This window comes from Mitsuokella sp. AF21-1AC (assembly GCF_003458855.1).
GTDB lineage: Bacteria > Bacillota > Negativicutes > Selenomonadales > Selenomonadaceae > Mitsuokella.
This window is the reverse complement of record NZ_QRVW01000007.1, coordinates 47,779-71,047: the sequence shown is the minus strand read 5'-3', so window position 1 is coordinate 71,047 and position 23,269 is coordinate 47,779. Positions and strand designations below refer to the sequence as shown.

Sequence of the window (23,269 nt, the reverse complement as noted above, 5' to 3'; positions counted from 1 at the left end):
GCAAAGCCGCCAAACGCCAGCTGGCACTGGCCGTGGTGGCAAGCTTGATGATGGGCGGCACTCCGGTTTTTGCTGAGACTTATGTTATCCCATATGACTATGAAGGCCATCATGAGTCAAAGTATTCTTCTGGGAATGTTGTGATAGTAGATAATACAGAGGCGGTCATTTCCAATCGCAACGATACATCTGCTCCTGAGCAGAAAATCAGCAAAGGGGATGGCTGGCAAAGTATTTATGGATATCAAGGCAGTGAGAAGGAGACATCCGGAAATACCGTGACCGTTACGGGGACTACCGTCAGTAATTATATCTCGGGCGGCGGTACTGGAACATCGAAAAATAACAAGGTAATTGTTGACAGCACGACGAATGAATCCATTATCGCCGGCGGTACTTCCGATGAGGGCGATGCTTCTTCGAATGAAGTCACCGTACAAAACAATAGTAAAACGCAGGCGGTTTACGGCGGCTATGCTATGGGCAATGCGAGCAATGCCAATCATAACTCCGTTATCTTGACCGGCAGCGCGGCGGATCGTGAGGTTGCAGGCGGCTATGTTGAAAAGGGAAGCGGCAATGCGGCAGGAAATACGGTAACCATTGATAATGGCACGGTTGGAGAATCTATCCCCAACTCGTCCCCTTACGTAGCGGGAGGCTATGTAGGAAGCTCCGGCGGCAATGTGACGGATAATATACTTACCATTTCCGGCACGACGACTCTGTATGCGGGAAGTGTTGCCGGTGGTTATCACGGTGGGAACAAGGATACTGCTGCCTCTGACACTTATGTGGTAAGCGGCAACCAACTCCGTATGACCGGCGGTACGTTTAAGCTGCCGGACATCGTTGCCGGCGGTCGGGCTTTCAATACGCATGTAAAGGATAACGTGCTTACCATCACTGGGGATACGTCTATTTCTAGTACTTGGGTTGACCTGCATCGTCCTGATTCCCAGGTAAAGTTATATGGCGGCTATACCATGAGAGGGAATGTACTTCACAACACGGTGGATATTGATACTACAGGGACGTTAAGCCTCAACACGATTACCGGTGGCAATTCGGATACCGATGAAGATAATGATACGAAGGTCAGTGGCAATACGGTCACCATCGAGAACGGAAACATCCAGTTATATGATAGTAATGGCATTCGTGGTGGTGTGGCAAACCATGGGAATGTCACGAATAATGGCGTCACCATCGCTGGCGGTACGGTTCGTGCGGGTCAAGACGCTACTGATTTGCTAATTATGGGCGGCTATACCAATACTGGCAGTGCCACCAATAACTATGTGAATATTTCCGGCGGCACCATCGAGCCTTCTTCTAAAGCCCGTATCATTGGCGGCTACAGCCAATCTGGGACTGCTTCCGGGAACGTGGTGAATCTCTCCGGCGGTACTCTGGGAGCAGAGAATAAGATTGTTAACGTAGTCGCAGGCGAAGGACCCGTTGTTACGGATAATGCCATCAATCTCAGCGGCAGCACAGATATCACGTATGCAAATCTCTATGGCTATACCCGCACACTCGACGGAGATTCAGCAGATGCCAGTAATGAAATCCCCGATTCACACAGCGGCAATGCCCTGAACATCGGCTATGCATCGAAGCTCAAAACAGATGAAAACGGCTATGAGGTCCTTGACGGCGGCGAAGCGAGCATATGGAATGGCGGTACGGTGAATGGCATTTACAAATTCGACAAGATCGCCTTCTATGCCATTAATCCGGCCAACACAGTCCTTGCGGTTACCAATACAGCAGACCTTACGGACACGGCCATCGACTTGTCGAATCTTTCGTTCAGCGATAATGGAGCTGCTGTAAAAGCGGGCAGAACCATTACGCTTCTCGAAAATGTGAAGAATGTGGATATCCGCAGCACGGGACTCAAAGAATATCGATTCGATTATGATTTGAAGAGTGCGGATGAAACGAATTCCCTTGCTGCCAGCAGCCTGTATGAAGCGAAGACCGAGACCAATGCGGCCCACAGCGATGCGGAAAACCTTATTTTGAAACCGGGCACGCTCCAGGTGAGTACAGTCAATCTGTCGGCTGGTACCCTTGACTGGGGCAGCAATGATTCTGTACTCAACCTCGGCAGTTATGATTTTGACTTCAGCCAGGCAGCCCTCTCGCTTGGCTCCAATGGAAACATGACGATTACGGGAACGGATACGCTCCTGGCCGCCGGAGACAGCAGGACGCTCCTGGCCGCCGGAGACAGCAGGACGCTCGTGGACGGAACGAAGGCAGGCACCGTGACAGGGCTGGATGCCATGGCGGCAAATAACAGCTACAGCTATGACCTGGCAGACGGTGCGGTCACCGTCACCGGCAGCGGCGCCCTGAAGGACAACGGGAAGAATCTGGATTACACGATTTCTTCCATTGACAAGATTTCGTACGGCACACTGGACTGGAAAACCGGCGGCACGGTAGTATCTCTGGACGCCGGCAAAACTTATGATCTTGCCAATACGAAAGTCGATACAGCCAACATTTCGTTTACCGCAAATTCTCTGCAGAGCATTACGAGTGCCGGCAATTATGCGATGACGCTGCTTGATACGAAGGGCAATACGACACTTTCGGCCGGGAATCTCACTGCCAAGGAAGGCAAATGGGACATCGGTAATGCCCTGACCGGCAAAGGCATCGCGAGCCTCGACAGCAATGGCAACGTCGTTTACCAGATGGAAACGACAAACGTTGAAACTGGCAATGGCGGACAGACGGTACCAGTCGTTACGGCCACGGAGCAGACGCATCAGGCCCTGATCGCGAACGAAGCAGGTATGGGCACGTTGGCTGCCGGCCGTGATCGCATGGAAGGCGTCCTCGACGGCCTGCAGAACCAGGGCAATGGTACCATCACGTTTGCCAGTATCGGCGGCGGCCGCGACCGCTACGACACGGGCAACAGCGTGACGACGCATACGTGGAACGGCGTGGCCGGCATTGGCAATGATACCAGGCTCACCAGCGGCGATTTGACCTGCGGCGTGTTCTACGAATACGGCAAAGGCAATTATGATGTCTCGGGCGATGGCTATGCGGGCAGCGGTGACGCGCATTACAATGGTGGCGGCATCATGGGCAAATTCATCGGCAAAAACAAGACGTATGTCGAAGGTTCCCTGCGTTTTGGCCAGCTCGATAACGATGCCGACTCTGTCCTGCATGGCACGGACGGCTCTGCGCAGCGCTACAGGACGAGTCAGAATTACTGGGCCGGTCATGTCGGCGTCGGCCATATCTTCAATCTCACGCATGAAGCGGCAAGCGAGAGCCGCGGCGGCACGGAGCGTGCCGTGCGTGATCTCGATGTCTATGGCAAGTATTTCCATACGCATCTCGGTGGCGATACGTTCACGGCCGGCGACGTCAACTATGCGATTGACAGCATGAACAGCGATGTCCTGCGCATCGGCGCGCGCATCAACAACCGTTCGGGCAGAAACAATCTCTATTATGGCCTGGCCTGGGACTATGAGTTTGACGGCGAGAGCACGGGCCGTGTTTCGGCAGGCGGACTTTCCGCGCCAATCCGCAAAGCGGATGTCGGCGGCAGCAGCCTGATGGCTGAAGCCGGCTGGAAGCTGGAAGCAACGCCGGAAAATCCGTGGGAAGTCAACCTGAGCCTCAAAGCCTATGCTGGCCAGCATGAAGGTCTTGGCGGCAACATCTGGGCGGCTTACCACTTCTGAGAAGCAGGATAACCAGGACAAAAACACTCGCTGAACGCGGCGGGTGTTTTTTCTTGACTATATAGTTGGTGAAGTCAACCACATTTCAGGGCGGATAAAGCCCGCATCATCACCAGATGAAAGACAGGGCTGCTTCCGGCAATCTTTTTACTAAAAAACTGCCGCACATTTTGTCATGTGCAGCAGTTTTTCAACATCTGTTTTATTTGTTGTCTTTGCTGGCCAGGAAATCCTTGAGGATCTGGCGCTTGGCAATCTTGCCTGTCGTCGTGCGCGGCAGGGACGGCAGCTCATGGAACTCACGCGGAATCTTGTAGAGTGCCAGATTTGCCTGCAGGAATTTCTTGAGTTCACGGATATTGATTGAGGCACCTTCGTGCAGGCTGTAGAAGCAGGCGCCGGCCTGGCCGCGCAGTTTGTCGGTGATGCCGATGACGGCGGCTTCGCTGATGCCGGGGAACTGATAGATGAGCTCTTCCACCTCACGCGGGTAGATATTCTCGCCCATGCTGATGATCATGTCCTTGATGCGGTCGACGATGTAGATGTAGCCGTCTTCGTCGGCACGCGCGACATCGCCCGTATGGAACCAGCCGCCGCGCAGGGCGTCCTTCGTGGCTTCCGGGAGATTCCAGTAGCCGAGCATGATGTTGTCGCCCTTGACGACGAGCTCGCCGGCTTCGCCGTCCGGGACCTCTTTGCCCTCGGCATCGACGAGCTTCCACTGGATGCCGGGCACGACGGGGCCGCAGGAGCCGACCTTCGGGCGTTCCGGCGGGTTCATCGTGACGACTGGCGAAGTCTCGGAAAGGCCGTAGCCTTCGCAGATATCAACGCCGAATTTGTTCATGAAGTCCTGTTCAATCTTCAGCGGCAGGGTCGTACCGCCCGAGACGACGAGGCGCAGCGATGCCATGTCGTCCTTCGTGGCCAGCTTGGTCAGCAGGCTGCAGATGGAAGGCACGATGTAGAGATCGTTGACTTTCTCGTTGCGGATGACGCTGATCGTTTCCTTCGGCGTGAAGGAATCGAGGATGACGACTTCTGCACCGCAGAACAGCGGGTAGAGTACGGAGCAGGTCCAGCCGAAGCAGTGATACATCGGCAGCACGCAGAGCACGTGATGCTTGGCCTCGCAGCCCATGAAGCTCATCTGCTCGGCATTGGCGATGAGGTTCCGGTGCGAGAGCACAGCGCCCTTGGGCGCGCCCGTCGTGCCGGAGGTATAGATGATGACGCAGGGGTTCTGCTCGTCAAATGTTGCGGGCAGGGGCGGTGCCGGCTGGATGCGCTCGTCTTTCCTGCTCATCTGGCGGATGTCATGCTGCGTGACGCGCATGTCGCAGCGCAGCGCGGCGAGCGCATCAACGAGGTTCAGCGGCTGGTACGTCAGGATGTGACGGGAGCCGGAGTCCTTGATGATGTAGGCAATCTCGCGGTTGCTGAGCTGGAAGTTAATGGGGACAGCGATGGCGCCGAGCGAGGCGATGGCCATGTAGGCGTAGATGTAATCTGCACTGTTGCGCGAGAAGATGCTGACGCGGTCACCGACGCGCACGCCGGCGGCGTAGAGGCGGTCGCGGCAGGCAGCGACGTGCTGCCCGAGATCCCGGTAAGTGATGCGGCGCTCGTGATCGACGATGGCCAGGGAATCCGAATCTCCCTGGTAGATCAGTTCATGTACAAACATTGTATTCCTTCCTTCACAGAGGACAATTCTTCTAGTTGTTACAACCCTAATTTTATACCCAGGTCATAAACTTTGTCAAAGGATGTTCAAGTGCATGAGGGGAATTATTCCTCTTCGTGAGGATGTGCCAGCGCACTGTGCTGATAGCTGTAACCGAAATAGACGAGACAGCCGAAGATGCACCAGACGATGAAGCGGACCCAGGTCTCCCAGGGCAGGTGATACATGAGATATCCGCACGTCAGGACGGCAAGCGGTGCGATGAGCCAGACAAGCGGGCAGCGGAACGTGCGCGGGACTTCCGGCTTCGTGATGCGCAGCACCATGACGCCGATGGCCGCGATGAGGAAGGCCGAAAGCGTGCCGATATTGGCCATTTCGGCAATGATGCCGATGGGGACGAAGCCGGCGATGATGGAAACGAAGATGCCGCCCATGACCGTGACGATGTAAGGCGTGTGATAGCGCTTGTGGATCTTGCAGACGCGCGCCGGTACCATGCCGTCGCGGCTCATGGCGAAGAAGATGCGGGCCTGGCCGTAGAGCAGCACGAGAAGGACCGTCGTGATGCCGGCAATGGCACCGACGCCGACGAGAGCTGAGCCGAGATTGTAGCCGATGTAGCGCAGGGCAAAGGCCACGGGCTCCGGGTTGTTGAGCTCCGTGTACGGCACGATGCCCGTGAGCACACCGGCGACGATGACGTAGAGTGCCGTGCAGATCACGAGTGAACCGATGATGCCGATCGGCAGGTCGTGCGAAGGATTCTTGCACTCTTCGGCACTCGTGGCCACGGCATCAAAGCCGATGTAGGCAAAGAAGACGATGGCGGCGCCGCCGAAGATGCCGGAAACGCCAAACGGCATGAAGGGCTCCCAGTTCATCGTATTGACGTGCGGGATGGCCAGCAGCAGGAAAATCGCGATGGCCGTGAGCTTTACGCCGACGAGGATGCGGTTGAGCTTCGTGCTCTCCTGCGTGCCGCGGATCAGCAGCACGGAGAGCAGCAGGGTGATGAAGATGGCCGGGATATTGATGACGCCGCCGTCGGCCGGCACATGCGTGAAGGCGTGGCCTGGGTCGATGCCTGCGGAGAGCAGGAGACCCGTGACGTAGCCGGACCAGCCGGAGGCTACGGCGCTTGCCGTGACGGTGTATTCAAGGATGAGATTCCAGCCGACGATGAAGGCGATGAATTCGCCCAGGGACGCATACGTGTAGGTGTAGGCGCTGCCGGAGGCCGGCACGATGGAGGAGAATTCGGCATAGGCGAGGCCCGCGAGGGCGCAGGCAAGTCCTGAGATCATGAAGGAGACCGTGACGGCCGGTCCGGCGTACTTGGCTGCCGCCACGCCCGTCAGGACGAAGATGCCGGTGCCGATGACACAGCCGATGCCGAGCAGGATGAGGTCAAAGGCGCCCAGGGTCTTGGCCATGCCCGAATGGGCGGCCGTTTCTCGCATCTGTTCGATGCTTTTGGTGCGGAATAAGTTCATGTTTTTACCATTCCTTTTCTGTTCCAGACGTTGTTTACAACGTTACGCATATAACGTTACTATTATAAGGAACACAAAAGCCTCCGTCAATATGACGGAGGCCCTGCCATGCAATTTTGTCATTCCGGGGAATTCCCGCTGCGCTGTCTTCCTTTTTATGCGTTTTTGCGACGGCTTTAACGGCGAATCCATTCCTTGAATTTCTCCGGTGAGGCATTGATGACGAGTTCCTCCGGGAAGTCGGCCTGTGCGAGGACTTCCTGGGAGCCCGTATGGTTGCCGACATCGAGATCGATATGGGCGTCGCTGCCCATGATGACATGCGTGCCGTATTTCTTGCAGGCGGCTAGCATGACTTTCGCCGTCTCACGGGATCCGGCGCGGCTGCCGCTTGAGCGGTACGAGCTGTTGTTGCATTCGAGCAGCACGTGATTTTCCTTTGCTGCCCGGGCAAGTGCATCGAAATCAACCGGGTAGGTCGGATTATCCGGATGGCCGATGATCTTGACGTAGGGATTGGCCATGGCACTGATGATGGCCGTCGTATTCTCGAGCACGGTGCCCGGCTCGATGCATTGCTTGTGCAGGCTGGCAATGGCGTAGTCGAGGGAGTTCAGGGCCTTTTCCTCAAGGTCCACCTTGCCCGTCTCATTGAGGATGTTGAGCTCTGCGCCCATGAGGACCTCGAGGCCGGCTTCCCGGCCGTATGCCTGGCGGTCGAAGACACGCATGTTTTCGAAGTAAAACCGATGAGTGGAGCCGGGCATGGCCGGTGCATGGTCGGAGATGCCGACGAGCTGCAGGCCGTGCTTTTTGCCGGCTGTCAGCATCTCACGGATCGTATTGTACGCATGCCCGCTGGCAAGCGTGTGCATATGGACATCGAGTAAATCGTTCATGATGAAACATTCCCTCCCCTGGAATCGATATGTTACCCATCTATTATAGCACGAAGACGGTGAAAAAATTTTTATGATAATTTTTCAAATCCCTGTTGACAGGAGCGGCGATATACCGTATAATAAATTCTGTCGTTAAGACATGGGGTTATAGCTCAGTTGGTTAGAGTGTCTCGTTGACATCGAGGAGGTCACAGATTCGAATTCTGTTAACCCCACCATTTAGGAAAGATGAGGTTTCGTCGGACGACGAAACCTCTTTTTGTTTGCTCGCTTAGCTCAGTTGGCTAGAGCATCTCCGTCACATGGAGGGGGTCGGGGGTTCGAATCCCTCAGCGAGCACCAGATGAATACTCAGGCTGTACGCGATGCGTACAGCTTTTTTATTTAAAATTTTATAAAACATATTGACATTATATGTTTTAACTGATATGATAAAGCCCATAAGATGAGTTGACCAAAAGAATTGGAGACTCTGAGCAGCATATGGATTTTGCTTCGGATTATGACGATGGAGCCTATAAGGGCACAGTCATTTTTTTGAATCGTTTCCATAGGCTCGCTTGGAGTCTCCTTTTTTGCATGAAAACATGAAAATATGGAGGACGATACAGATGGCTATAAAAGACAAGGATATTGCAGCGGAGCGACAGAACGTGGAATTCAAGCGTGCGATGGATCCCTGCCCGATTGATTTCTCGGAACTGCAGACGACGAATCCGCGTGCCAACGGCGAGCAGAAGGAGTATGAGGGCCGCGATGCCTCGAATTTCAATCGCCGCAAGAAATACAATGATGAGGAAGAGCCGCAGTTCACGGCGAGCTTCCTGACGGGCGAGCTGCTGGTGGAGCCGGACCGCTACCGCCTCGTCTGGTCGCGTCACTGCCCCTGGGCCAACCGCATCTCCATCGCGATCGATCTCCTGGGTCTCGACAAGGTGATTTCGAAGGGCGTTGTCGACCCGCTGCGTCCGGCCGGCGTCGTCGGCGACTGGTTCTTCACGCTGGATCCGGATGAGAAGGATCCCGTGCTCGGTGTTCATTCGCTGGGCGAGTGCTATCGCAAGGCAGATCCTGATTTCGATCAGCGCGCCACGGTGCCGGCTCTCGTCGATGTCAAGACGGGCAAGGTCGTCAACAACGACTACCACGTGCTCGATGCCGAGCTGGCCGTTGCCTTCAAGGATTATATCGCCAAGGATGCACCGGATATCTATCCCGAGGACCTGCGCGAGGATATCGACGCCCTGAACATCATCCTTTACGCCGATGTCAATCTTGCCGTCAATCTCGCGGCGCTCGTCGGCACGCAGGAAGAATACGAATTCTATTATGACAAGATTTTCGACCGCCTTGACTGGCTCGACAAGCGCCTCTCAACGCGCCGCTATCTCATGGGCGATACGATCACGCTGCCGGATATCCGCCTGTTCGTGACGCTCTCGCGCTTTGACCTCGTCTTCTATCAGAAGTACTTCGTCAACAAGAAGCGCCTTGTCGATTACCCGAATCTCTGGAATTACGCCAAGGATCTCTATTCAAATCCGGCATTTGGCAACAATACGGATTTCGATTCCATGCGCAAGCGCTTCTACTACGTCGACCATACGCCGTTTGCCGACCTCAAGCGCATCATGCCGAAAGGCCCGGATGACAGCCGCTGGCTTGAACCGAATGACAGAGCGGCCAAGTTTGCCAAGTAATGAACGAGTATGTTTCGGGAGGGAGAGGCGTTATGGATGAGAATACGCGGACTGTCGTTGAACTCGTGACGGAGACCGATCTTTCCGGCCGCGATGATCTCACCGGGCAGGCCGGGAAGGCCTTCCTCGATTATCTCGCCGCTCTTTTCGCCGCCCGCCGCGAGCCGGCCGTCAGGAGGTTGTTGTCTGGCGTCAGGCGCGGCCGGCCGGAGGACAAGGCGCTGGCCTACGGCTTTGCGTCGCATTATCTCGACTATGACGATGCCCAGGCCAATATCGCGGGCCATTTCAGCACGGTGCTCTATTCCGCGCTGCTGGCAGCGGCGCGGCCTGAGGACACGGTCCGGGATTTTTTGGCCGCCTATGTGGCCGGGGCCGAACTCGAGGGGCTTTTGGGCGCCTGCCTCAATCCGGCGCATCGCCAGCAGGGGTGGCATTCGACGGGGACGATCGGGCCGCTGGGCGCAGCAGCAGCGATCATACGCCTGCGTCACCTGAGCGGGGAGCAGGCAGCCATGGTCTTGTCGCTGGCCGCCACGCAGTCGTCCGGCATGGCGTTTGAAGCCGGCTCGGACGGCAAGCCCCTGCATGCGGGCTTTGCCGCGTCGCATGCTCTTGCCGCCTGGCGGCTCGTGGCAGAATATGGCCTTTCTGCCCGGACGAATATCTTCCAGGATGAAACCGGCTGGCTGGCTGTTTTCTCAAATGGGCAGCAGCGCTTTGACGAAGCATCATGGCGCCGCTGCTGGCTCCAGCCCGGACAGATCCTGGAGCCGGGACTATGGATGAAGCGCCACCGCTACTGCTCGGCTGCCATCTGCGCGGCCGATGGGGCCGCAAAGCTCTATGAGCAGGGGGTGCGGCTTGGCGATATCTCCCGTGTCCTGATTCATTTCCCGCCGGGAGCGGACCGGGCGCTGCGCTACGAAAAGCCGCAGACCGGACGGGAAGGACAGTTTTCTGCTGAGTACGTCGTCTGGCAGATCCTGGCGCATGGCGATATTGACGATGCGTATTTCCAGCTGCCGGAGGTCCCTGCAGAGTTTTTGGCAGCACTGCCGAAATTCCAGCGCGTGTACGATGTAGGGAAGCTGCCCCTTTCTGTACGGGCTGTACCGGTTACAGCCATCATGAAGGATGGCACGCGCCATCATATTGACATACGGGATCCGCAGGGCTCACCGGCAAATCCCCTGACGCTTGCTCAGGAAGAAGAGAAAGTATCGGCGGCATGGGAAAGCCCTCTGGCCGCCAGGCTGATCCATGAGGTCCGCGGCTGGCCTGCCGGAACCATCGGATCGTGCTTAACAACGATTGAAGGAGTGATCTTTGATGAAGTTATCGAATAAATTCTTGCGCATGCTGACCGCGGCCCTGATGGTGGCCGGACTCAGCGTGCTGGCTGGCTGCGGCAGCGACGAGGATGGCAGCGCGAGTGTCAATAAGGATGCCAAGACCGTGACTGTCGCCACGCGTGGCACCGTGAAACCGTATTCCTATACCGATGATGACGGCAAGCTCACGGGCTATGATGTGGAAATCCTCAAAGAAGTGGAGAAGCGCGATCCGAGCTTGCATTTTGAATTCAAGCCCATGGCCGTCGATGCCGCTTTCGTGGCCATGGATTCTTCCCAGGTCGATATGATCGCCAATCAGATGCGTCATTCCCCGGCCCGCGATGAGAAGTACATTTTCCCGAAGGAAGTCAACAATTACACGGTCCGCAAGCTGGTCGTGCCGGAAGACGACAATACGACGAAATCGCTGGACGATCTGAAGGGCAAAAAGGTTGCCGTAACGACGAATTCGGAATTTGCGGATCTCGTCAAGAAATTCAATGAGACGGCCGATACGCCGATTGAGATCATCTACACGGACAAGGGCCCGTCGGAAACTATGAATCTCGTGGCTACGGGACGTGCACAGGCAGCCGGTGAATACGAATACATCGTGTCCGTGGCAAAGAAGGAAAAGAATCTGCCAATCAAGGCAGTGGGACCGACGCTGACAAAGGTGCCGACCTTCTTCCTGCTGCGCAAGGATGACGACATGCAGCAGGTGGCTGACAAGATTGATGCAGCACTCAAAGCGATGCGAGAAGACGGCACGCTGAAAAAACTCTCGGAACAGTATCTCGGTGCAGATTACACATCGGAGCCGGCGGAATAAACGCGGCCTTTGTGCCTGGCCCGGCTTGACGGATAGAAAGAAGAACGCCTGATGGGAATGTATTTTAATGTCACGTATATGATCAAATCCTTTCCAGCCTTGCTGGGAATGGTACATATTACCTTGCTGGTGACCCTGGTCGCGGCGGTCTGCGGCATCTTGCTGGGCGCGGGCATTGCCATCCTGAGGATCCAGAAGGTGCCAGTCGTTGCACCGGTGCTGCGCGTATTCATTTCGTTCATGCGCGGCACGCCATTTCTTGTACAGCTCTTCCTGGCTTATTTCGGTGTGCCGGAAATCTTCTCGCACATCGGCATCAGCATGAAGGGCGTGCCGCCGCTCGCCTTTGTTCTGGCCGTCTTTTCCCTGCATATGGCCGCCTACGGCGCGGAGATCCTGCGCTCGAGCATCCTGGCGGTGCCCGTGGGCGAAAAGGAAGCGGCCATGAGCCTGGGCATGACGACATGGCAGATGTATCGGCGCGTCATCCTGCCGCAGGCCTTCCATATGGCGATACCGGCCCTCATCAATACGGTGATCGGCGTCGTCAAGGGCACGAGCCTGATCTTCAATGTCGGCGTCGTCGATATCATGCGCAAGGCGGAGCTCATGGCGGGCAATTCTCAGCGCAGCCTGGAGCTCTACGTGGATGTCGCGATCATCTATGGCATTTTGATTTTCCTCATCGCGCGCATCGGGCGTTTCCTCGAGAGACGCCATCGCGACGGGCGGGATCTGGCAGAACTCAGTGAGGCGTAAGATATGAATGGACACAGTTTTATCGATTGGCAATACATTGCAGAGGGCTTTGCCTTCATCCTTCCTTATGTGAAGGTGACCCTTTTCCTGACGCTCACGAGCGTGTTTCTGGGAGCTGTGCTGGGGCTCATCAGCTGCCTGGCGCAGAAGAGCCGCGTGCCGGTCCTGGGCCGCTTGTTTGCGCTTTACGTCTACGTCTGCCGCAGCATCCCGAACATGGTCCTCCTGTATCTCGTCTACTACGGGCTGCCGCTGGCCTTCCTGGCCCTGCGCGGCAAGACGGGCATCCATATCCCCATGGAGCACGTGCCGGCCATGGCGGTCGCCGTCATCGGCCTGACGCTGCACACGGGTGCCTATCTCAGCGAGATTTTCCGTGCGGCGCTTGATTCCGTGCCGGATGGACAGTTTGAGGCGGCCAGGGCCATGGGCATGACGGAGTGGCAGATGTACCGGCGGGTGATCTTTCCGCAGGCCGTCGTGTTTGCCCTGCCGCTTTTTGCCAATCAGTTCCTTTCTACGATGAAGAGCACGAGTATCGTCTTTGTCATCACGGTCATTGAGGTATTCGGTGCGGCCAAGCTGTTCTGCGAGGACAATTCGCAGTACTTTGAAGCCTATATCGTGGCGGCCTGCCTCTACTGGGGGCTTGGCATCCTGTTTGAATATCTGTTCACGAAGTTGGAAGACAGCCTTTCGTCGTATAAGAGGTGTAAGATATGATAAAATTGGAACATGTGCAGAAAGCCTTTGGCGATAAGGCCATTCTCAAGGATATCAGCCTGACGGTGCCGACCGGCAGCGTAACGGTTATCCTGGGGCCTTCCGGCAGCGGCAAGACGACGCTGCTGCGCACGATCAACTTTCTGGGGCAGGCCGACGGCGGCAGGCTTTCCATCAATGAAACCAGCTACGATCTTCACGGCGCCTCGCGCCGGGAGATCCTTGCCGTGCGGCGTCAGACGGCCATGGTCTTCCAGTCGTACAATCTGTTCTCCAATATGACGGCTTTGCAGAATGTCATGGAAGCACTGGTGACCGTACAGGGGAGGAAGAAAACGGAAGCGCGCGAGCGGGCGCGGGAGCTCTTGCAGCAGGTCGGCATGGGCGAGCATGCGGATAAATATCCGGCGCAGCTCTCCGGCGGCCAGCAGCAGCGTGTGGGAATCGCCCGCGCGCTTGCCGTGGAGCCGCAGGTCATCCTGTTCGATGAGCCGACGAGCGCGCTGGATCCCGAGCTCGTCGGGGAGGTGCTGGCGGTTATCCGCGATGTCGCCGAGAAGCTCAAGGTCACGATGATCATCGTGACGCACGAGATTGCCTTTGCACGCGAAGTGGCCGATCAGATCGTCTTCATGGAAGGCGGCATGGTGGTGGAGTCCGGCACGCCGCAGGAAGTCCTGGTCCATCCGCGCGAAGAGCGCACGCGGGCGTTCCTCAACCGTTATCTGGGCGGGACGACGCTGCGTGATGGCGCAGGAATTTGAGAAAGGAGGCAAATGCTTATGAAAACGTATCGTCAGCTCGGCGAAGCGGATCTGGACGCGTATTACCATGTTTTGCACGAAGGGTATCAGACGGATAAGGAATATCCGATTTCCTTTGCCGCGATTACGGCGACGAAGGAAGAGGAGCGCGACTGGCTGGCAAACAATCCGACGTACGGGCTTTTTGTCGACGGGACCCTGGTCAGCGCCATCTCGCTGCGCATGCCCTGGGGGCCAAATCCCGGCCCGTCTGGTGTCCCGCACATCGGTCAGGTCGTCACGGACCCGCAGCACATGCATAAGGGCTATGCCTCGAAGCTCATCCTGCTGGTGGCGGAGGATGTCCTGAAGAAGCAGCTCAAGGTCCCCTTCGTGACGCTCGGCACCGCCACGAGCCATCCGTGGCTGCGGACGATGTACGAGAAGCTGGGGTTTGCGGCTTTCCGCGAGGTGCAGCTGCCCGGGAAAAAACATCGCACCGTTTATCTGCGCAAGGAGCTTTAAGCGCTCCTGCGCGTTTGGGAAAGAGAAGCCCGGATGACCTTGACACGTTGACACTGAGGCCTTGAAAATGCTATGATAGACAAGGGAATATCGGTAACTTCTCCAAACTCAAAATGAGGCTTTTCAGTAAGATGCCGCGATAGGCAGGGAAAAGTCAATTTGGGTTTTTTCGTCGTGTTTTCACTTCCGCGGTGCAGAGACGCCGCCAGGAAATTGAGGAGGAAATCACTAAATGATCGAGCGTTATACTAAGCCGGAAATGGGCCATCTCTGGTCTATCGAGAACGAGTGGCAGCAGATCCTGAATGTTGAGATGGCTGCCTGCGATGCCATGGCCGAACTCGGAGAGATCCCGAAAGAGGCTGCCAAGAACATTCGCGCGAAAGCAAAATTCGATGTCAACCGCATTCATGAGATCGAGTCGGTCACGCATCACGACATCATTGCATTCCTGACGAATGTAGCTGAGAACGTTGGTGATGACTCCAAGTACATCCACAAGGGCCTGACGTCCTCGGATGTCAAGGATACGGCATACTGCATGATGATGCGCGATGCCTGCACGATCATCCTCGACGACCTCAAGAAATTCCGTGAAGTCCTGCGCCGCCGCGCCAAGGAATTCAAGCACACGCCGTGCATCGGCCGCACGCATGGCATCCATGCCGAGCCGATGACGTTCGGCCTCAAGCTGCTCCTCTGGAGCGCGGAGATCGAGCGTGACATCGAGCGCATGGAGCATGCGAAAAAGATCGTCTCGGTCTGCAAGCTCTCGGGTGCCGTCGGCACGTACTCCAACATCGATCCGAAAATCGAGCAGATGGTCGGCAAGAAGCTTGGTCTGACGCCGGTGCGCCTTGCTACGCAGGTCATCCAGCGTGACCGCCATGCTGAGTTCGTCACCTCCATCGCAATCTGCTCCTCGACGCTCGAGAAGATCGCGACGGAAGTCCGCAACCTGCAGCGCACGGATATCCGCGAGGCAGAGGAGTACTTCTCCCCGGGCCAGAAGGGTTCTTCTGCAATGCCGCATAAGCGCAACCCCATCAACTGCGAGCGCATTTCCGGCATGGCCCGCCTGAACCGCGGCAATGCCGTTGCGGCGCTTGAAGACATCACGCTCTGGCATGAGCGCGACATTTCCCATTCCTCCGTTGAGCGCGTCATCCTGCCGGATTCGTCGATCAATCTCGACTACTGCACGCAGAAGCTTACGGACATCATCGACAAGCTCCTCGTCTATCCGGATAAGATGCTGCACGATATGAACCGCACGGGCGGCCTCATCTACAGCCAGCGCATCCTGCTGTCGGTTGTCGACAAGGGCGTGCTGCGCGAGGATGCCTATAAGTGGGTACAGCGCAATGCGATGAAACGCTGGATGGAAGGCCAGGATTTCCGCACGAGCGTGGAGAATGATCCGGATATCACGAAGTACCTGACGAAGGAAGAAATCGATGACTGCTTCGATTACAAGTATTTCCTGCGCCATGTCGATATGATTTTCGAGCGCTTCGGCCTTTGAGAATCCAATAAGTGAATGAAAGCCTCTTCTCCCTGCGGGGAGAAGGCTTTTCTATGTCTGTGGAACATCTCATCGGATGAATCCATTCATAAAGGAGAGACTAGTTATGTCAACAGTAGTAGTAACCGGCACCCAGTGGGGCGATGAAGGCAAGGGCAAGATTGTCGATTATCTCGCACAGCAGGCGGATACGGTCGTGCGTTTCCAGGGCGGCAGCAATGCCGGCCATACGGTCGTCGTCGACGGTGTGGATTATAAACTGCGCCTGATGCCATCCGGCATTCTGTTCAAGGGCTCCCACTGCGTCGTCGGCAATGGCGTGGCCTTCAATCCGAAGGTCATGCTCCAGGAGATGGACGGCCTTGCAGAGCGCGGCATCGATCTTTCCGGCATCCGCATCAGCAATCGTGCTCAGCTCGTCCTGCCGTACCACTGCCTGATGGACCAGCTCGCCGATGATGCACGCGGCAAGGGCAAGGTCGGCACGACGCACAACGGCATCGGCCCGTGCTACGTCGATCGCGACAACCGCATCGGCATCCGTGTCTGCGACTTCATCGACAAGGAAGAATTCGCGAAACGCCTCAAGGAGAACCTCGCCATCAAGAACCGCGAGCTCAAGCTGCTCTACGATCACGAGCCTCTCGACTACGATGAGATCTTGAATGAGTACAACGGCTATGCTGACCGCCTGCGTCCGTATGTCTGTGACACGATCGCTCTGCTCGACGAGGAAATCAAGGCCGGCCGCAAGATCCTCTTTGAGGGTGCACAGGCCACGATGCTCGACATCGACTATGGCACGTACCCGTACGTCACGGCATCGCATCCGATTTCGGGCGGTGTCGGCATCGGCGCCGGCGTGGCCCCGCAGAAGATCGACAAGGTCGTCGGCATCGTCAAGGCTTACTGCACGCGCGTCGGCGAGGGCCCGTTCCCGACGGAACAGCTCAACGCGACGGGCGACAAGCTGCGCGAAGTCGGCCATGAGTACGGCGTCGTCACGGGCCGTCCGCGCCGCACGGGCTGGCTCGATGCCTGCGTCGTCCGCTATGCCGGCATCCTTTCGGGCATTGACTACATGGCTGTCACGCGCCTCGACATCCTCGACAGCTTCGATGAGATCAAGATGTGCGTCGCCTACAAGTACAAGGGCGAAATCCTCAACGAGATTCCGGCCAGCCTCAAGGTCCTCGCGGAAGTCGAGCCGGTCTATGAGACGTTCCCGGGCTGGAAGTGCGACATCAGCAAGGTCCGCAAGTACGAAGACCTGCCGGAGAATGCCAAGAAGTACCTCACGCGCATGGCTGAGGTCACGGGCATCGGCCTCGGCATCGTTTCCGTTGGCCCGAACCGCGATGAGACGATTGTCATCGCCAACGACATTTTCTGATTGGTTTATTTCTGACAACCAGGCAGGACGTATTTCCTTTTGGGGAATGCGTCCTGTTTTTGTCTTGAAGTGGCAAATGGAGCATTCATTTTCTTGCATGTCTGACTGGTTTCCTTGCGCGATATTTGCTATACTGTATCTCAATACGGATTGAAATGATGATTCTCCGGTCAGCTTCCGGCGGGAAAGGATGGAACTTGATGTATAAGATGATTGCCCTTGATCTGGATGGCACGCTGAACAACGATGCCAAGGAAATTACGCCCAAGACGCGGGACGCACTGCTTGCCGTGCAGCGCCATGGCGTGACGGTTGTGCTGGCCTCCGGACGACAGGCTCCCGGCCTGCGGCGCGAGTCCGAAGCGCTCCGCCTCAAGGAGTACCATGGTCTGCTGCTTTCGTATAACGGCGGACGCATCCAGGATGCGACGACGGGAGAGGTGCTTTTTGATCAGGCAATTGAACGCGGGACGGCTCTGCGCTTCCTGCGCCACCTTGAAGCGTATCCGGAACTTTCCCCGATTGTTGATGACGGTACCTCCATCTTCACGACGGATGCGAACCGCCACAAGGTACAGGATGAAAGCCGCAACAACAATCTAAGAATTGAGATCGTCGGGAACATTGCCGATGCAGTGGAAAAACGCGGCTTCCGCCCCGTCAAGATCCTGACGGCAGCCCCCGAGGAGATCCTCGTGCCGCGCCTGGCGGATATCCGCCGTGGTTTTGAGGAGGAGCTGTCCTTCGTGCAGTCGGCTCCGTGGTTCTACGAAGCGACGGTCAAGGGGGTCAGCAAGTCGAGCTCGCTCGCGAAGGTCTGCCGCCGCCTCGGCATCCGTCAGGATGAGGTCATGGCTTTCGGGGATGCCCAGAATGACAGGAGCATGCTCGATTTCGCCGGTCATGGCGTCGCCATGGGCAATGCCTGTGCAGAACTCAAGGCGATGGCAGATGAGATTACGCTTTCCAATAATGAAGATGGCATTGCTGTTTCGCTCGAACGCCATTATCCGTTCCTGTCCTGACTGAGGCAATGATGCTTGTTTATCGGGCTGTCCATAGGAGATATGGGCAGCCCATTTGCTTTATCTTTATGATAATATTTATCAAGTATAGATAAAAATTATGGTATAGGGCCGTTCCTATTGACAATTTTTGTCATAGGCCATAAAATGAAATCATCAATCCCGAGTATTTTTGTAAGGATTAACAAGTCCTGTATTAAAGGAGAGTTTATATATGGCAGAGAAGCTTTTGGAAATCAAGGATCTCCATGCTGGCGTAGAAGGCAAGGAAATCCTCAAGGGTCTTAATCTCACCGTAGGCAAAGGTGAAGTACATGTCATCCTCGGACCGAATGGCTCGGGCAAGTCGACCCTCATGAACATCATCATGGGCCATCCGAAATACGAAGTCACGGCTGGCACCCTTTCGTTTGAAGGAGAAGATCTCAAGGACCTCAAGACGTTTGAGCGCGCGCGCAAGGGCCTGTTCCTCTCGTTCCAGACACCGGAAGAGATCCCGGGCATCACGGTCGAGAACATGATCCGCACGGCCAAGCAGGCAATATCGGGCGAGAAGATCAAGATTATCCCGTTCCGCCGCAAGCTCAAGGCGATGATGGAAGAACTCAAGATGAAGCCGGAATATGCCGAGCGCTACATGAATGTGGGCTTTTCGGGCGGCGAGAAAAAGCGCAACGAGATCCTGCAGCTCCTGATGCTCGAGCCGAAGCTCGCGCTGCTCGATGAGACGGATTCGGGCCTCGATGTCGATGCCGTGCAGATTGTCTCGGAAGGCGTGGCCAAGTTCCACAACGATGAGAATTCCTGCCTCATCATCACGCATAATACGCGCATCCTCGAGAAGCTCAAGGTTGACCGCGTCCATGTCCTGATGAACGGCCAGATTGTCGAGGAAGGCGGTCCGGAGCTCATCGATACGATCAACAGCCGTGGCTTTACGCATATCCTCGATGCTCAGGCCGGGAAGTGAGGCGTGCCATGACAGAGAAGAAGAAAACATATGTAGAGGATATCGAGCGCACCCTCTACGATATCAAGGATGCGGACCATTCCGTCTACAAGACCCAGAGCGGCCTGACGGAGGATATCATCCGCGATATCTCGAAGCGCAAGCACGATCCGCAGTGGATGCTCGATTTCCGCCTCAAATCCCTCGAAGTTTACAATTCACTGGCCTTGCCAACCTGGGGACCGGATATCTCCGAGCTCAACATGGATGATATCGTCACCTATGTCCAGCCGGATGCCAAGATGACGGGCGACTGGAAGGAAGTCCCGAAGGACATCAAGAATACATTTGACCGCCTCGGTATTCCTGAGGCTGAGCAGAAGCAGAGCCTGGCAGGCGTCGGTGCGCAGTACGACTCGGAGGTCGTTTATCACAGCATCCAGGAAGACCTCGTCAAGCAGGGGGTCATCTATACGGATATGGAGACGGCCATCCGCGAGCATGAAGATGTCGTCAAGGAATACTTCATGACGCTCGTGCCGCCGAAGGACCACAAATTCGCGGCCCTGCATGGTGCGGTCTGGTCGGGCGGTTCCTTTGTCTACGTGCCGGAAGGCGTACATGTGGAAATCCCGCTGCAGTCGTATTTCCGCCTCAATGCGGCAGGTGCCGGTCAGTTCGAGCACACGCTGATCATCGTTGAGAAAAATGCCAGCCTGCATTTCATCGAGGGCTGCTCGGCTCCGAAATACAATGTCACGAACCTGCATGCCGGCTGTGTCGAGCTCTTCGTCAAGGAAGGCGCGCGCCTGCGCTATTCGACGATTGAGAACTGGTCGCGCAACATGATGAATCTCAACACGAAGCGTGCACTCGTTGAAAAGGACGGCATCATCGAGTGGGTATCGGGTTCGTTCGGCTCGCACGTATCGTGCCTCTATCCGTGCAGCATCCTGCATGGTGAGAACGCGCGCTGCGAGTTCACGGGTGTCACGTTCGCCTCGAAGGGACAGAATCTCGATACGGGTGCCAGCGTCATCCATGCCGCGCCGCATACTTCCGCGAACATCAACACGCGCACGATCTCGAAGGCCGGCGGCAAGGCAACGTACCGCAGCGCCGTCAAAGTCACGCGCCGCGCGCCGTTTGCCAAGTGCTCCGTCAACTGTGAATCCCTGATGCTCGACAATGAATCGCGCAGTGACACGCTGCCCGTCATGGACATCGAGGGGGATGAGGCCGATATCGGGCATGAGGCCAAGATTGGCCGCATCAGCGATGAAGCGATTTTCTATCTCACCTGCCGCGGCATCGATGAGGATGAGGCACGCGCGATGATCGTGCGCGGCTTCGTCGAACCGATTGCCAAGGAGCTGCCGCTCGAGTACGCTGTTGAGATGAATAATCTGGTCAATATTGAATTGGAAGGGACGATGGGCTGATATGGCAGATACAAAAACATTCTCCCGGATCCCCATGCGTACCTGGCGCTGGCTCGGCGTCAATGAGAGCAGGATCCCGGAACAGCTTGACGGTACCGCCGTCAAGACGCAGCAGATCCTTGTAGAGAAGGGAAAAGAGGACGAGGTCGTCCTGGTACAGCGCGAGAGCGGCCAGTTTGAGATCCAGGTCCATATTGAAGATGGCGCGAAACTCCATCTGGTCAACGCGCAGCTTGTGGATGCGGAAAAGCCGTACACCTGCCGCGTCAAGGTCTTTGTCGGCAAGGGCGCGACGTTCTCCTATACGGTTGTGGAAGCCGGTGCTTCCAAGACGGCCACGGAACTCTACGTCGATCTTGTCGGCGATGAGGCCCGGGCCGATATCTGGGGGCTTTACTTCGGCGACGGCGAACGCTTCGTCGATCTCAATTACGTGATCCGCCAGGGCGGCAGGCGCACGGACGCCAATATGCAGGTTCGCGGGGCGCTGCTCGGCAAGAGCGAGAAGATTTTCCGCGGCACCCTCGATTTCCTTGAGGGCGGCAAGGGCTCGGTCGGCCGCGAGAACGAAGAGGTGGTCCTGCTTTCCCCGCAGGTCCGCAACCGCAGCGTGCCGATCATGCTCTCCCATGAGGACGATGTCGATGGCCATCATGCCGTTTCCGTCGGCCGCATGGATGAGAACAAGCTCTTTTACCTCATGAGCCGCGGCCTGGACCTCAGTGAGGCTCAGCGCCTGGTCGTTGAGGCTTCGTTCAATCCGGTACTCGACCGCATCCCGGAAGAATCACTGAAAGACGAGATCGATACATATTTGCAGAGGAGACTTTCCAATGGCTGATGCACAGGAATTTTTGAAGGATTTCCCGCTCCTCAAGATGAAGATGAACGGGAAACAGATTGCTTATCTCGATAATGGTGCCACGACGCAGAAACCGGAACAGATCATCCAGGCAATCTGCGGGTATTACGGCGGCTGCAATGCCAATCCGCATCGCGGGGCTTATGCGCTTTCCGTCAAGGCCACGGAAATCTATGAGAATGCCCGCGTGCGCACGGCGAAATTCATCAATGCCGCGCGTCCCGAGGAAATTATCTTCACGAAGAATGCAACGGAAGCGCTGAACCTCGTCGCTTACAGCTATGGCCTGCACAAGGTCAAGGCCGGCGATGAGATCGTCATCACGATTTCGGAGCATCACAGCAACCTTGTGCCGTGGCAGTTCGTGGCCAAGACGACGGGAGCCGTGCTCAAGTACATCTATCTGGAGAAAGACGGCAATCTTTCGGATGAGGATATCGAGACGAAGATCACGGAACGCACGAAGATTGTCGCCGTGACGCAGGTTTCCAATGTGCTCGGCCTCAAGAATGATGTCAGGAAGATCGTCAAGAAAGCGCACAGCGTCGGTGCTGTCTGCGTGGTGGATGGTTCCCAGAGCGTCGCGCATATGAAGGTCGACGTTCGCGACATGGACTGCGACTTCTTTGCCTTTTCCGGCCACAAGATGCTTTCGCCGATGGGCATCGGCGTGCTCTACGGCAAATATGATATCCTCGATGACATGCCCCCGTTCCTGCGCGGCGGCGATATGATCGAATACGTCGAGGAACAGGATACGACGTATGCGGAACTGCCCTCGAAATTCGAGGCCGGCACGCAGAACGTCGGCGGTGCCGCCGGCCTGACGGCTGCCATCGATTACCTCGAGACGATCACCTTCGACCGCATCGAGGCCATCGAGAAGGACCTCGTCGATTACGTACTGCCGCAGCTGCGCGAGCTGCCGTACATCGAGCTTTACGGCTGCGATACGACGCGTGACAACAAGACGGGCATCATTGCCTTCAATGTCAAGGATGTCCATCCGCACGATGTGGCTTCGATCCTCGACAGCTACGGCGTGGCCATCCGCGCCGGCCATCACTGCGCACAGCCGTTGCACCGCTATCTCGGTCAGAACGCCAGCTGCCGCGCCAGCTTCTATCTCTACAATACGCGCGAGGACATCGACCGCTGGATCGATGCGCTCAAGAAGGTAAGGGGGGTGCTCGGCTATGGCGCTTGAGGACATTTACACGGAGCTCATCGGCGAGCACAGCCGCAATCCGGAAAACAAGCATCACCTTGATCATGCGACCTGCGCGCTCAAGGGGCATAATCCGAGCTGCGGCGATGAGATCACGCTGGAGCTCAAGGTGGAGAACGGGATCGTCAAGGACGCCTCGTTCACGGGCGTGGGCTGCGCCATCTCGCAGGCCTCCACCGATATCATGATTGACCTGATCCGCGGACAGTCCGTCGAGAAGGCCCGGGAACTTGCGCATAAGTTCATCGGCATGATCAAGCGGGAAATCACGGATGAATCGGAGCTCGAAGAGCTCGATGAAGCCCTGGCTCTGCAGAATGTTTCCAATATGCCGGCCCGCGTCAAATGCGCGGTCCTGGCCTGGCATACGCTTGATGATGCCCTGAAAGATCCTCAGAACGCATGACAGACTA

At 56.4% G+C, this 23,269-nt stretch carries 19 protein-coding genes and 2 tRNA genes; 18 read left to right on the top strand and 3 right to left on the bottom strand.

Annotated features, from left to right (window positions below; genetic code table 11):
* Nucleotides 1-278 precede the first annotated feature (278 nt).
* Complete coding sequence (locus tag DWX75_RS04040; RefSeq protein WP_147671521.1) at nucleotides 279-3,725, top strand: autotransporter domain-containing protein; 3,447 nt, start codon at nucleotides 279-281, stop codon at nucleotides 3,723-3,725.
* Between the two features lie 202 nt (nucleotides 3,726-3,927).
* On the opposite strand, the gene DWX75_RS04035 is transcribed toward DWX75_RS04040, so the two are convergent.
* From DWX75_RS04035 to DWX75_RS04025, 3 genes are all read right to left on the bottom strand, one after another.
* Nucleotides 3,928-5,415 carry a class I adenylate-forming enzyme family protein gene (locus tag DWX75_RS04035; protein ID WP_118015056.1) on the bottom strand — a complete coding sequence of 496 codons (1,488 nt, stop codon included), beginning with the start codon at nucleotides 5,413-5,415 and terminating at the stop codon, nucleotides 3,928-3,930.
* Between the two features lie 104 nt (nucleotides 5,416-5,519).
* Nucleotides 5,520-6,911: an amino acid permease gene (locus tag DWX75_RS04030; RefSeq protein ID WP_118015055.1), complete on the bottom strand. Its 1,392-nt coding sequence runs from the start codon at nucleotides 6,909-6,911 to the stop codon at nucleotides 5,520-5,522.
* A 176-nt stretch (nucleotides 6,912-7,087) separates the two neighbouring features.
* Nucleotides 7,088-7,810, bottom strand: a complete 723-nt coding sequence (locus tag DWX75_RS04025) for a phosphatase (RefSeq protein WP_118015054.1) — start codon at nucleotides 7,808-7,810, stop codon at nucleotides 7,088-7,090.
* 144 nt (nucleotides 7,811-7,954) lie between these two features.
* Between DWX75_RS04025 and DWX75_RS04020 the strand changes: the two genes are divergently transcribed.
* From DWX75_RS04020 to sufU, 17 genes are all read left to right on the top strand, one after another.
* Nucleotides 7,955-8,031: transfer RNA gene (locus DWX75_RS04020), tRNA-Val, on the top strand.
* A 47-nt stretch (nucleotides 8,032-8,078) separates the two neighbouring features.
* Nucleotides 8,079-8,155 (top strand) — tRNA-Val (locus DWX75_RS04015).
* Between the two features lie 269 nt (nucleotides 8,156-8,424).
* On the top strand, nucleotides 8,425-9,513 hold the full coding sequence (locus tag DWX75_RS04010; protein WP_118015053.1) for a glutathione S-transferase C-terminal domain-containing protein: 1,089 nt from the start codon (nucleotides 8,425-8,427) through the stop codon (nucleotides 9,511-9,513).
* 32 nt (nucleotides 9,514-9,545) lie between these two features.
* The gene (locus tag DWX75_RS04005; protein ID WP_118015052.1) at nucleotides 9,546-10,862 is read left to right on the top strand and encodes an MmgE/PrpD family protein; all 1,317 of its coding nucleotides are present in this window, start codon (nucleotides 9,546-9,548) and stop codon (nucleotides 10,860-10,862) included.
* Complete coding sequence (locus DWX75_RS04000; protein ID WP_118015051.1) at nucleotides 10,846-11,682, top strand: transporter substrate-binding domain-containing protein; 837 nt, start codon at nucleotides 10,846-10,848, stop codon at nucleotides 11,680-11,682. Before DWX75_RS04005 ends, DWX75_RS04000 begins: the two co-directional genes overlap by 17 nt.
* Nucleotides 11,683-11,733: 51 nt before the next feature.
* On the top strand, nucleotides 11,734-12,441 hold the full coding sequence (locus DWX75_RS03995; protein ID WP_118015050.1) for an amino acid ABC transporter permease: 708 nt from the start codon (nucleotides 11,734-11,736) through the stop codon (nucleotides 12,439-12,441).
* 3 nt (nucleotides 12,442-12,444) lie between these two features.
* Complete coding sequence (locus tag DWX75_RS03990; protein WP_118015049.1) at nucleotides 12,445-13,164, top strand: amino acid ABC transporter permease; 720 nt, start codon at nucleotides 12,445-12,447, stop codon at nucleotides 13,162-13,164.
* Nucleotides 13,161-13,928 carry an amino acid ABC transporter ATP-binding protein gene (locus DWX75_RS03985; RefSeq protein WP_118015048.1) on the top strand — a complete coding sequence of 256 codons (768 nt, stop codon included), beginning with the start codon at nucleotides 13,161-13,163 and terminating at the stop codon, nucleotides 13,926-13,928. Before DWX75_RS03990 ends, DWX75_RS03985 begins: the two co-directional genes overlap by 4 nt.
* A gap of 18 nt (nucleotides 13,929-13,946) precedes the next feature.
* Nucleotides 13,947-14,432, top strand: a complete 486-nt coding sequence (locus tag DWX75_RS03980) for a GNAT family N-acetyltransferase (RefSeq protein ID WP_118015047.1) — start codon at nucleotides 13,947-13,949, stop codon at nucleotides 14,430-14,432.
* A gap of 232 nt (nucleotides 14,433-14,664) precedes the next feature.
* A complete protein-coding gene (gene purB / locus DWX75_RS03975) occupies nucleotides 14,665-15,957 on the top strand; it encodes an adenylosuccinate lyase (RefSeq protein ID WP_005842790.1) in 1,293 nt (430 codons plus the stop codon).
* A gap of 106 nt (nucleotides 15,958-16,063) precedes the next feature.
* Nucleotides 16,064-17,350 carry an adenylosuccinate synthase gene (locus DWX75_RS03970; protein ID WP_118015046.1) on the top strand — a complete coding sequence of 429 codons (1,287 nt, stop codon included), beginning with the start codon at nucleotides 16,064-16,066 and terminating at the stop codon, nucleotides 17,348-17,350.
* Between the two features lie 200 nt (nucleotides 17,351-17,550).
* On the top strand, nucleotides 17,551-18,375 hold the full coding sequence (locus DWX75_RS03965; protein WP_118015045.1) for a Cof-type HAD-IIB family hydrolase: 825 nt from the start codon (nucleotides 17,551-17,553) through the stop codon (nucleotides 18,373-18,375).
* A gap of 214 nt (nucleotides 18,376-18,589) precedes the next feature.
* Nucleotides 18,590-19,345, top strand: a complete 756-nt coding sequence (gene sufC, locus DWX75_RS03960; protein WP_118015044.1) for a Fe-S cluster assembly ATPase SufC — start codon at nucleotides 18,590-18,592, stop codon at nucleotides 19,343-19,345.
* Nucleotides 19,346-19,353: 8 nt separating this feature from the next.
* The gene (gene sufB, locus DWX75_RS03955) at nucleotides 19,354-20,766 is read left to right on the top strand and encodes a Fe-S cluster assembly protein SufB (RefSeq protein WP_118015043.1); all 1,413 of its coding nucleotides are present in this window, start codon (nucleotides 19,354-19,356) and stop codon (nucleotides 20,764-20,766) included.
* Between the two features lies 1 nt (nucleotide 20,767).
* Complete coding sequence (locus DWX75_RS03950) at nucleotides 20,768-21,607, top strand: SufD family Fe-S cluster assembly protein (protein WP_118015042.1); 840 nt, start codon at nucleotides 20,768-20,770, stop codon at nucleotides 21,605-21,607.
* The gene (locus DWX75_RS03945) at nucleotides 21,600-22,835 is read left to right on the top strand and encodes a cysteine desulfurase (RefSeq protein WP_118015041.1); all 1,236 of its coding nucleotides are present in this window, start codon (nucleotides 21,600-21,602) and stop codon (nucleotides 22,833-22,835) included. Before DWX75_RS03950 ends, DWX75_RS03945 begins: the two co-directional genes overlap by 8 nt.
* Nucleotides 22,825-23,262: a Fe-S cluster assembly sulfur transfer protein SufU gene (gene sufU / locus DWX75_RS03940; protein WP_118015040.1), complete on the top strand. Its 438-nt coding sequence runs from the start codon at nucleotides 22,825-22,827 to the stop codon at nucleotides 23,260-23,262. Before DWX75_RS03945 ends, sufU begins: the two co-directional genes overlap by 11 nt.
* The last annotated feature ends 7 nt before the right edge of the window (nucleotides 23,263-23,269 follow it).

What these genes read in the sequence shown, in the direction of transcription:
- DWX75_RS03985 (WP_118015048.1), top strand. Translation starts at nt 13,161, where the DNA reads ATGATAAAATTGGAACATGTGCAGAAAGCCTTTGGCGATAAGGCCATT.
- DWX75_RS03965 (WP_118015045.1), top strand. Translation starts at nt 17,551, where the DNA reads ATGTATAAGATGATTGCCCTTGATCTGGATGGCACGCTGAACAACGAT.
- sufU (WP_118015040.1), top strand. Translation starts at nt 22,825, where the DNA reads ATGGCGCTTGAGGACATTTACACGGAGCTCATCGGCGAGCACAGCCGC.
- DWX75_RS04005 (WP_118015052.1), top strand. Translation starts at nt 9,546, where the DNA reads ATGGATGAGAATACGCGGACTGTCGTTGAACTCGTGACGGAGACCGAT.
- DWX75_RS04035 (WP_118015056.1), bottom strand. Translation starts at nt 5,415, where the DNA reads ATGTTTGTACATGAACTGATCTACCAGGGAGATTCGGATTCCCTGGCC.
- DWX75_RS03970 (WP_118015046.1), top strand. Translation starts at nt 16,064, where the DNA reads ATGTCAACAGTAGTAGTAACCGGCACCCAGTGGGGCGATGAAGGCAAG.
- DWX75_RS04010 (WP_118015053.1), top strand. Translation starts at nt 8,425, where the DNA reads ATGGCTATAAAAGACAAGGATATTGCAGCGGAGCGACAGAACGTGGAA.
- DWX75_RS03945 (WP_118015041.1), top strand. Translation starts at nt 21,600, where the DNA reads ATGGCTGATGCACAGGAATTTTTGAAGGATTTCCCGCTCCTCAAGATG.
- DWX75_RS04000 (WP_118015051.1), top strand. Translation starts at nt 10,846, where the DNA reads ATGAAGTTATCGAATAAATTCTTGCGCATGCTGACCGCGGCCCTGATG.
- sufB (WP_118015043.1), top strand. Translation starts at nt 19,354, where the DNA reads ATGACAGAGAAGAAGAAAACATATGTAGAGGATATCGAGCGCACCCTC.
- purB (WP_005842790.1), top strand. Translation starts at nt 14,665, where the DNA reads ATGATCGAGCGTTATACTAAGCCGGAAATGGGCCATCTCTGGTCTATC.
- DWX75_RS03995 (WP_118015050.1), top strand. Translation starts at nt 11,734, where the DNA reads ATGGGAATGTATTTTAATGTCACGTATATGATCAAATCCTTTCCAGCC.
- DWX75_RS03980 (WP_118015047.1), top strand. Translation starts at nt 13,947, where the DNA reads ATGAAAACGTATCGTCAGCTCGGCGAAGCGGATCTGGACGCGTATTAC.
- DWX75_RS04030 (WP_118015055.1), bottom strand. Translation starts at nt 6,911, where the DNA reads ATGAACTTATTCCGCACCAAAAGCATCGAACAGATGCGAGAAACGGCC.
- DWX75_RS03950 (WP_118015042.1), top strand. Translation starts at nt 20,768, where the DNA reads ATGGCAGATACAAAAACATTCTCCCGGATCCCCATGCGTACCTGGCGC.
- DWX75_RS03990 (WP_118015049.1), top strand. Translation starts at nt 12,445, where the DNA reads ATGAATGGACACAGTTTTATCGATTGGCAATACATTGCAGAGGGCTTT.
- sufC (WP_118015044.1), top strand. Translation starts at nt 18,590, where the DNA reads ATGGCAGAGAAGCTTTTGGAAATCAAGGATCTCCATGCTGGCGTAGAA.
- DWX75_RS04025 (WP_118015054.1), bottom strand. Translation starts at nt 7,810, where the DNA reads ATGAACGATTTACTCGATGTCCATATGCACACGCTTGCCAGCGGGCAT.